General features: G+C 65.6%; 5 protein-coding genes. 3 read left to right on the top strand and 2 right to left on the bottom strand.

The features are described from left to right. Window positions 1–166: 166 nt before the first annotated feature. The 3 genes from AC5Y42_RS11205 (at window position 167) to AC5Y42_RS11195 (ending at window position 4,310) form a co-directional block, all read left to right on the top strand. Window positions 167–466, top strand: a complete 300-nt coding sequence (locus tag AC5Y42_RS11205) for an MmpS family transport accessory protein (protein WP_499898147.1) — start codon at window positions 167–169, stop codon at window positions 464–466. A 301-nt stretch (window positions 467–767) separates the two neighbouring features. Further along, the gene (locus tag AC5Y42_RS11200; protein WP_499898085.1) at window positions 768–2,666 is read left to right on the top strand and encodes a serine/threonine-protein kinase PknD; all 1,899 of its coding nucleotides are present in this window, start codon (window positions 768–770) and stop codon (window positions 2,664–2,666) included. Between the two features lie 51 nt (window positions 2,667–2,717). After that, on the top strand, window positions 2,718–4,310 hold the full coding sequence (locus AC5Y42_RS11195) for a Na+/H+ antiporter (RefSeq protein WP_499898084.1): 1,593 nt from the start codon (window positions 2,718–2,720) through the stop codon (window positions 4,308–4,310). A gap of 9 nt (window positions 4,311–4,319) precedes the next feature. Here AC5Y42_RS11195 and AC5Y42_RS11190 read toward each other — a convergent pair whose 3' ends face one another. Both AC5Y42_RS11190 and ngg read right to left on the bottom strand, forming a co-directional pair. Continuing rightward, entirely contained in the window at window positions 4,320–5,012 is a 693-nt protein-coding gene (locus tag AC5Y42_RS11190; protein WP_499898083.1) for a sensor domain-containing protein, read from the bottom strand. 120 nt (window positions 5,013–5,132) lie between these two features. Further along, window positions 5,133–6,917 (bottom strand): N-acetylglutaminylglutamine synthetase, encoded by a 1,785-nt coding sequence (ngg, locus tag AC5Y42_RS11185; RefSeq protein ID WP_499898081.1) that lies wholly within the window; start codon window positions 6,915–6,917, stop codon window positions 5,133–5,135. Window positions 6,918–6,944: the final 27 nt, after the last annotated feature.

Below are 6,944 nucleotides of genomic sequence, written 5' to 3'. Positions count from 1 at the left end.
AGCGACGCCCACACGGTCGGGCGTCCGCAAAAGATGCAAAAACGCTGGATAACCGGCGCCTGAGTGCCACCATAAGGCCGGTAACCGTCCCTGAACCGGAGGCATCCAGATGACGCGTTTCACGGGCCGCACTGTGTTCGCCACCTTTGCCGCGTTCACCGTAGCCATGGGTACCTGTGCTGTCGGCGTGGCCAACGCAGTACCGCAGCTGCAGAAAATTCGTTACGTAGTAAGTGGCACTTCTCCTGTGGCCGAATACATCTCGTATCAAACCGACACTGGGCAGCAGCAGCAGGCAAATGTGACATTGCCGTGGACGACGCAGTTCACCGCGTTCAGTACCCAAGTGTTCGTGCTCAGCGCCGAAGGCCCCGGCTCGATCACCTGCGCGATCCTGGTCGATGGCGACGTGGTGACCAACATGACCGCCACCGGCCAGCCCGCCCGCACCGCGTGCTCGCACTGACCGCGCGCGTCTCGCCGTATTCGAGGACAGCGGCTTTTGACGCTTCGGTGCAGTCCGCTGCTATCAACGCTTAGTATTCAGGCGAATTGCGTGCGAGACGAACGGAGTGGTTCGTGAAGACGTTGGCACTCAGCGCGGTGCTCACCGCAATCGGCGACGGGCCGGGCGGAACTGACAGCTATCCCTTTACGCTGACCCGGTGGTAACCGCGCCGGGCGCTTAGCTACCTAAAAACGTGCGCCTGTTCTTGCTGGCACGCTATGGTGCTGCCAATTGCTGACAAGTTGCTGTGGGAGGGCCGTTGCAGGGGACTTCGTTCGGGAAGTACCGGCTGATCGAGTTGCTGGGCCGCGGCGGCCAGGGCGAGGTTTGGCGTGCCCATGACACGGTGATGGACCGGATTGTCGCGATCAAAATCCTGCCCGCCGATTTTTCCCGCGACGAGGTGTTCCAGCAGCGGTTCCGCCGAGAAGCCCATGCGGCCGCACGGGTAGACAGCCCGCACGTCATTCCGATTCACACCCACGGGGAAATCGACGGACGGCTGTTCGTGGACATGAAGCTGATCAAAGGCCGTGACCTACAGTCCCTGCTGGGCCGGGGCCCGCTGCCGCCGCAACGATCGGTGTACATCGTCGATCAGATCGCCAAGGCATTGCATGCCGCGCACAAGGTCGGGCTGCTGCATCGAGATGTCAAGCCGTCCAACATATTGCTCGACGACGACGATTTTGCCTATCTGATCGATTTCGGAATCGCCCGCGCGGCAGGCGAACTGGGCTTGACAACAGCAGGCGACGTGATCGGGACCTTCCACTACATGGCCCCGGAGCGGTTCAGCGCCGGGCAACTCGACGCCCGCCCCGTCGATGCGCGTTCGGATATCTACGCATTGACTTGTGTGTTGTATGAGTGCTTGACCGCGGCGCATCCGTTCCCCGGTGACAGCCTGGAGCAACAACTCACCAACCACTTGACAGTGCCGCCGCCACGACCCTCGATCACCGACCCGGGGCTGCCCGGAGGCTTCGATGCGGTCATCGGCACGGGCATGGCCAAAAATCCCGACGACCGGTACGGCACCGCCGTGCAGTTGGCGCGGGCCGCCTACGACGCCGTCACCACGCCGCCGGCGCCTGCTCGCACCCAGCCGGCTCCTCCCCCTCGCGGAAGCCGGCAGGCCCGTCTCGACAAACGCGGCCGACCACACACCCCGAACCCGCAGCCCATGGCCAGCCCCGCGACAATCCAGCACCGGCTGCCTAACGCCGTCGCGACGCCGCGGCCGCAGCCCGTGCCTGCGCACCTGCCCGAGGCGACGCCGTCGCCGTCGCAGCCGTGGTGGCGGCGCAAACCTGTGCTCATCTCGACCGCCGCCGTACTTGGCGTCATTGTGCTCATCGCGGGCATGGTCGTGCTGGGCGGTGGCGGCTCCAAAGCCGGCGACGCGCAGCAGTCGGCGTTACCCTTCACCGGCCTGCGGGAGCCGCAAGGTGTGTCGGTCGACAGCGGCGGAACGGTGTACGTCGCCGACACATTGCACAATCGGGTGCTGGCGTTGTCGGCGGGTTCCACCACCCCGGCCGTACTACCGTTCGACGGACTCAACTATCCGACCGGTGTCACCGCGGACAACAGCGGAACGGTCTACGTCACCGACGCCGGCAACAAGCGAGTCGTGGTGCTACCGGCGGGCTCGACAACCCAGACCCAACTGCCATTCACCGATCTCGTCAATCCGACCGGCGTGACGGTGGATAACAGCCGGACCGTTTATGTGACCGACACCGCGAAGAACCGGGTGGTGGCGCTGCCCGCTGGTTCGGACCGGCAGACCGAGCTTCCGTTCACCGGCCTCAACGCTCCGACCGGCGTCGTGGTGAACAGCAACGGAACGATCTACGTCGCCGATGGCGGTAACGACCAAATCCTGGCGTTGCCCGCTGGTTCCAGCAGTCAATCCACACTGCCCTTCCGGGGCCTCAACGAACCCGGCGGCGTGACAGTGGACAACGACGGCGCCGTCTATGTCACCGACAGCCAAAACAACCGGACCCTGAAACTTCCCGTCGGCTCAACGGCGCAAGTCGAACTGCCGTTCAGCGGTCTCGATTTTCCGTGGGGTTTGGCCGTCGACAGCAATGGCACTGTCTACGTTGCCGGCCACAGCAACAAGGTGATGTCGCTGCAGCAAAAGTAAGTACGGCAGGGCGCTCGCCCCGATGGTGGGCTCGTACCGGAAGATGTCCTGGTGTTCGGACTTGTCGTCGTCGTTGCGCTTGTCGCCACCGTGGTGGTGGGAACGGTTCTGGGCAAGCGCTATCGCGTTGGACCGCCGGTATTGCTCATCCTGCTCGGCGCTCTACTGGGCCTGATCCCTCGGTTCGGCGACACCCGTCTCGACGGGGAGATCGTGCTGCTGTTGTTCCTTCCTGCGATCCTCTACTGGGAGAGCATGAACACCAGCTTTCGCGAGATCCGGGCGAACCTGCGTGTCATCGTCTTGTTCAGTGTCGGCTTGGTGATTGCCACCGCGGTGGCGGTGTCGTGGACGGCGCGAGCGCTCGGGATGGAGTCGCACGCGACGGCGGTGCTCGGTGCCGTGCTCTCGCCGACCGATGCCGCGGCCGTGGCCGGGCTGGCGAAGCACCTGCCCCGTCGCCCCCTGACCGTGCTGCGCGCCGAAAGCATCATCAACGACGGAACTGCGCTGGTGTTGTTCGCCGTGACCGTGGCCGTCGCGACCGGCAGCCCCGCGATCGGTCCGGCTGCCCTCGTCGGCCGTTTTGCCGGCTCATATCTTGGCGGCATCGCCGCCGGGCTGGCGGTCGGCGCGGCGGTGACCTTGCTGCGCCGCAAAATCGATGCACCGCTTGAGGAAGGCGCGCTGAGCGTGCTGACACCGTTCGCGGCGTTCCTGCTCGCCGAAACGATGCACTGCAGCGGTGTGGTCGCCGTCCTGGTGGCGGCCTTGGTCCTCACTTATGTTGGGCCGCGGGTGATCCGGGCCCGCTCGCGCTTGCAGTCGTTCGCGTTTTGGGATATTGCGACGTTTTTGCTCAACGGTTCGCTGTGGGTGTTCGTAGGGGTTCAGATCCCCGGCGCGTTGCACGGCATCGTCAATGTCGGTGCCGGACTGGGCCACGCGGTGCTCCTGGCGCTCGCCGTCACCGGCGTCGTGATCACCACCCGAATTGTCTGGGTCGAAGCCACCACTGCGTTGATCCGGACCGTCGACCGGCGTGCGGTGCAGCAGGCCCGTCGGACCGGGTGGCGTCAGCGCGTGGTGTCCAGCTGGGCGGGATTCCGTGGCGCCGTGTCGCTTGCCGCGGCGTTGGCCGTTCCGCTGACCACGCACAGCGGAGCCGCATTCCCGGACCGCAACCTGATCATCTTCGTGGTGTCCGTGGTGATTCTGGTGACCGTCCTGGTCCAGGGCAGCACGCTGCCACTCGTGGTCCGCTGGGCGCGAATGCCCGAAGACACTACGCACGCTGAGGAATTGCAACTGGCCCGATCTCGCAGCGCCGCGGCGGCGATTGAAGCGTTGCCGGTGGTCGCCGATGAGATCGGCCTCGGCAGTGAACTACTGGACCGTTTGCATGCGGAATACGAAGAAAGCGCGGCGCTCGTCATGGCCAGCGCCGACGACCCCGACACCAGCGGCACGGCCGAGCAGAACGACCTGATACGACGGGTGCGCCTGGGCGTGCTCGAGCACAAGCGCCGAGCCGTCACCGAGCTTCGGGATCAAAACCGGATCGACGACATCGTCTTGCGCGAGTTGCAGTCGGCGATGGACCTCGAGGAAGTCCGATTGCTCGACCCCGCCGACACCGACTGAGCGACGCCCTTACTGGTTCGGAACTCTGGCGGCGATCTGGTTGGCGATGTCGACCGCCGAGTTCTTCGGGTCGCCGCTGCAGGTGTTGACGTCGACGATCACGTTGTTTCGTACCGCCAGCGCCCGCCCGCAGGCCCAGCCGCCCTCTCTGGGATCCTGCTGGCTGGCGATCAGGCTCAGGACGCCGTTGGCGTTGGATATCGGCCCGGCAGTCCATTTCGTGCCGGACTGGATGTGACGGTATTGGTGGCATTCCGGCCACTGCTTGGCGGAGGCGGCGAAGAAGGCGTTGGCTTGTTTGGCGATCGGGAACAACACCACCGCCTGCTCGGCGTAGTGGGTGAAGTTGTCGCCGTCGTTGAAGGCCTGATCGAGCATCGCCGTGAAGCCGCTGTCGGCGTAGACCTGGGCCTGCGCCGCGCTGTCGACGGCCAAGCACTCCCGCGGCTCCATGATTGCGCTGTCGTCGGACATCGTGTCGTGTTTCCTGGTGATCTTCATTTCTGTCGCCCCCATTACGGGGTTGATTTGCTCAGGGGCGAGCAGCAATGGCCCCAGTTCGCGCTCGACAACTGGACGCGGAATGCGAGATGTGGTGGTAGTTGTCGTCGATTTGGCGCCGCCGTGGTCGTCGCCGCTGCCGCACCCGGCGGTGAGAAGGCACACGCCCACAACGACGAACGCGGCCGTCAGATGACGCATCTGCTCTTCCCCATTCCCGGTCACCGCGTCGCGGTCGTCCTCCTGCGTTGCCGGTCAGAACTCGCGTGTCGCCAGCCTAACGCCATTTGCGGGGAGCCGGGCGTAGGCCGAACCGCGGTGTCAGTCACGGTCAGGTTGCGACTCTTCCGGGGTCCAGGCCTGGGGCGGGGCGGGCTGACCTGGAAAGAGGAAGTCGACGAACGCCGCGGCGGTCGGCTGTGGCTCGTGGTTGGCCAGCCCTGGCCGCTCGTTGGCTTCAATGAAGACGTAGTCATCGCCGGTGACGTCGGGAATCACGAGGTCGATGCCCGTCACCGGGATTCCGATCGCCTCGGCCGCAGCGACGGCTACCCGACAGAGTTCGGGGTGCACCTTTGCGGTGACGTCGTGGATGGTGCCGCCCTGGTGCACGTTGGCGGTGCGCCGAACCCGTAGCCGAGTGCCTTCGGGCAGCACATCATCCAACGTCCACCCGGCGTCGGCGACCGTCGCCTCGGTGACCTCGTCGAGCGGGATGCTGGCCTCGCCGTCGCTGGCCTGGGAGCGGCGCCTGCTCTCGGCTTGGATCAAGTCCCGCACGTTGTGGTCGCCCGTGCCGATCACCTCGGCGGGCTGTCGCAGCGCGGCGGCCACAACTTTGCCGTCGATGACCACCAACCGCAGGTCGTCGCCGGCCACTCGCTCCTCGATGAGCACTTCCGGATGTTGCTCGCGCGCCCGGGTCAACGCGGCGGCAAGCTCGTCGGGACCGTCGTCGACCGTGACGCCGACCGTGATGCCCTTGCCCTGCTCTCCGCGGGTGGGTTTGACGACGACCTCGTGGACTTCGGTCAGGAAGGCGTAGTCGGCGTCGTCGAAGGTGGCCACGCGGCCGCGCGGCACCGTGATGCCCGCCTCAGAGACCAGGCGCCGGGTCAACCGCTTGTCGTCGCACCGGCACATGGCCACCGCCGAGGTGAATTCGGACAGCGACTCGCGGGTGATCACGCTGCGCCCACCGTGCGTGAGCCGCATCTCGCCGACCTCCGCGTCCAGGATCTCCACGCGGATTCCGCGGCGCAGCGCCTCCTCGGCGATGATCCGCGCATACGGGTTGAGGTCGTCGATCGTCTCGGGCGATGGAGTGAACAGCGGCTCGTTTATCGCGTTCTTCCGCTTGATCGCCATCACCGGGATGCGGCGAAAACCCAGTTTCTCGTAGAGGGCGATGGCCGCGGCGTTGTCGTGCGCGACGGACAGGTCCAGATAGGCGCGGCCTTCGCTGCGGAAGTGCTCAGCCATCGCCTGAGCCAGCGCTGCGCCGACGCCAGGCAGCGCGGCAGCCGGATCCACCGCCAGGGCCCACATGCTGGACCCCTGCTCCGGATCGGAGAACAACAACTCGTGGTCGACACCAGTCACAGTTCCGACTACCGAGCCGTCGTCGTCACGCACCGCCATCAGGTAGGTCACCGCCGGAGCGTGCCGATGGTTGTTCCAGATCGTGTCGACTGGCGCCGGAACCATTCCGCAGCGCACATAAACCCGATTCATCGCATCGGCGTCGCCGGACTCCGTCAACGTGCGTACCGTCAGGCCGGTCGGCGACGGAGCCATGTCGTCGGGGTCAGAGTCCTTGAAGCGCAGTCGATAGGTGTGGCTGGGATCGATGAAGAACTCGCTCGGCGATCCGGCGACCACCACGTGTGGCTCACGCGGGTAGATGCAAATGTCGCGCCGCCCCGGCCCTTCCCATCGCAGCGCCTCGGTCAGCTTGCCCAAATCGGCAAAGGTCTGACCGAATATGAGTCGGCCCCAACCTAATTCGAGCTCGACGTCCTCGGCCATCGTGTCCATCAGGTGGGACGGCGCCGCGTCGTGCAGGCCGAGCGTGATCGCCTCGGGATGGTCGCTAGAAGCCATCATGGTCAGGTTGTCTACCCACTTCCCGGG

It is taken from the genome of Mycobacterium sp. NGS48 (assembly GCF_059812585.1).
The sequence above is the reverse complement of the archived record's forward strand: the minus strand, read 5'-3'. Positions and strand labels throughout refer to the sequence as shown.

What these genes read in the sequence shown, in the direction of transcription:
- AC5Y42_RS11205 (WP_499898147.1), top strand. Translation starts at nt 167, where the DNA reads ATGGGTACCTGTGCTGTCGGCGTGGCCAACGCAGTACCGCAGCTGCAG.
- AC5Y42_RS11190 (WP_499898083.1), bottom strand. Translation starts at nt 5,012, where the DNA reads ATGCGTCATCTGACGGCCGCGTTCGTCGTTGTGGGCGTGTGCCTTCTC.
- ngg (WP_499898081.1), bottom strand. Translation starts at nt 6,917, where the DNA reads ATGATGGCTTCTAGCGACCATCCCGAGGCGATCACGCTCGGCCTGCAC.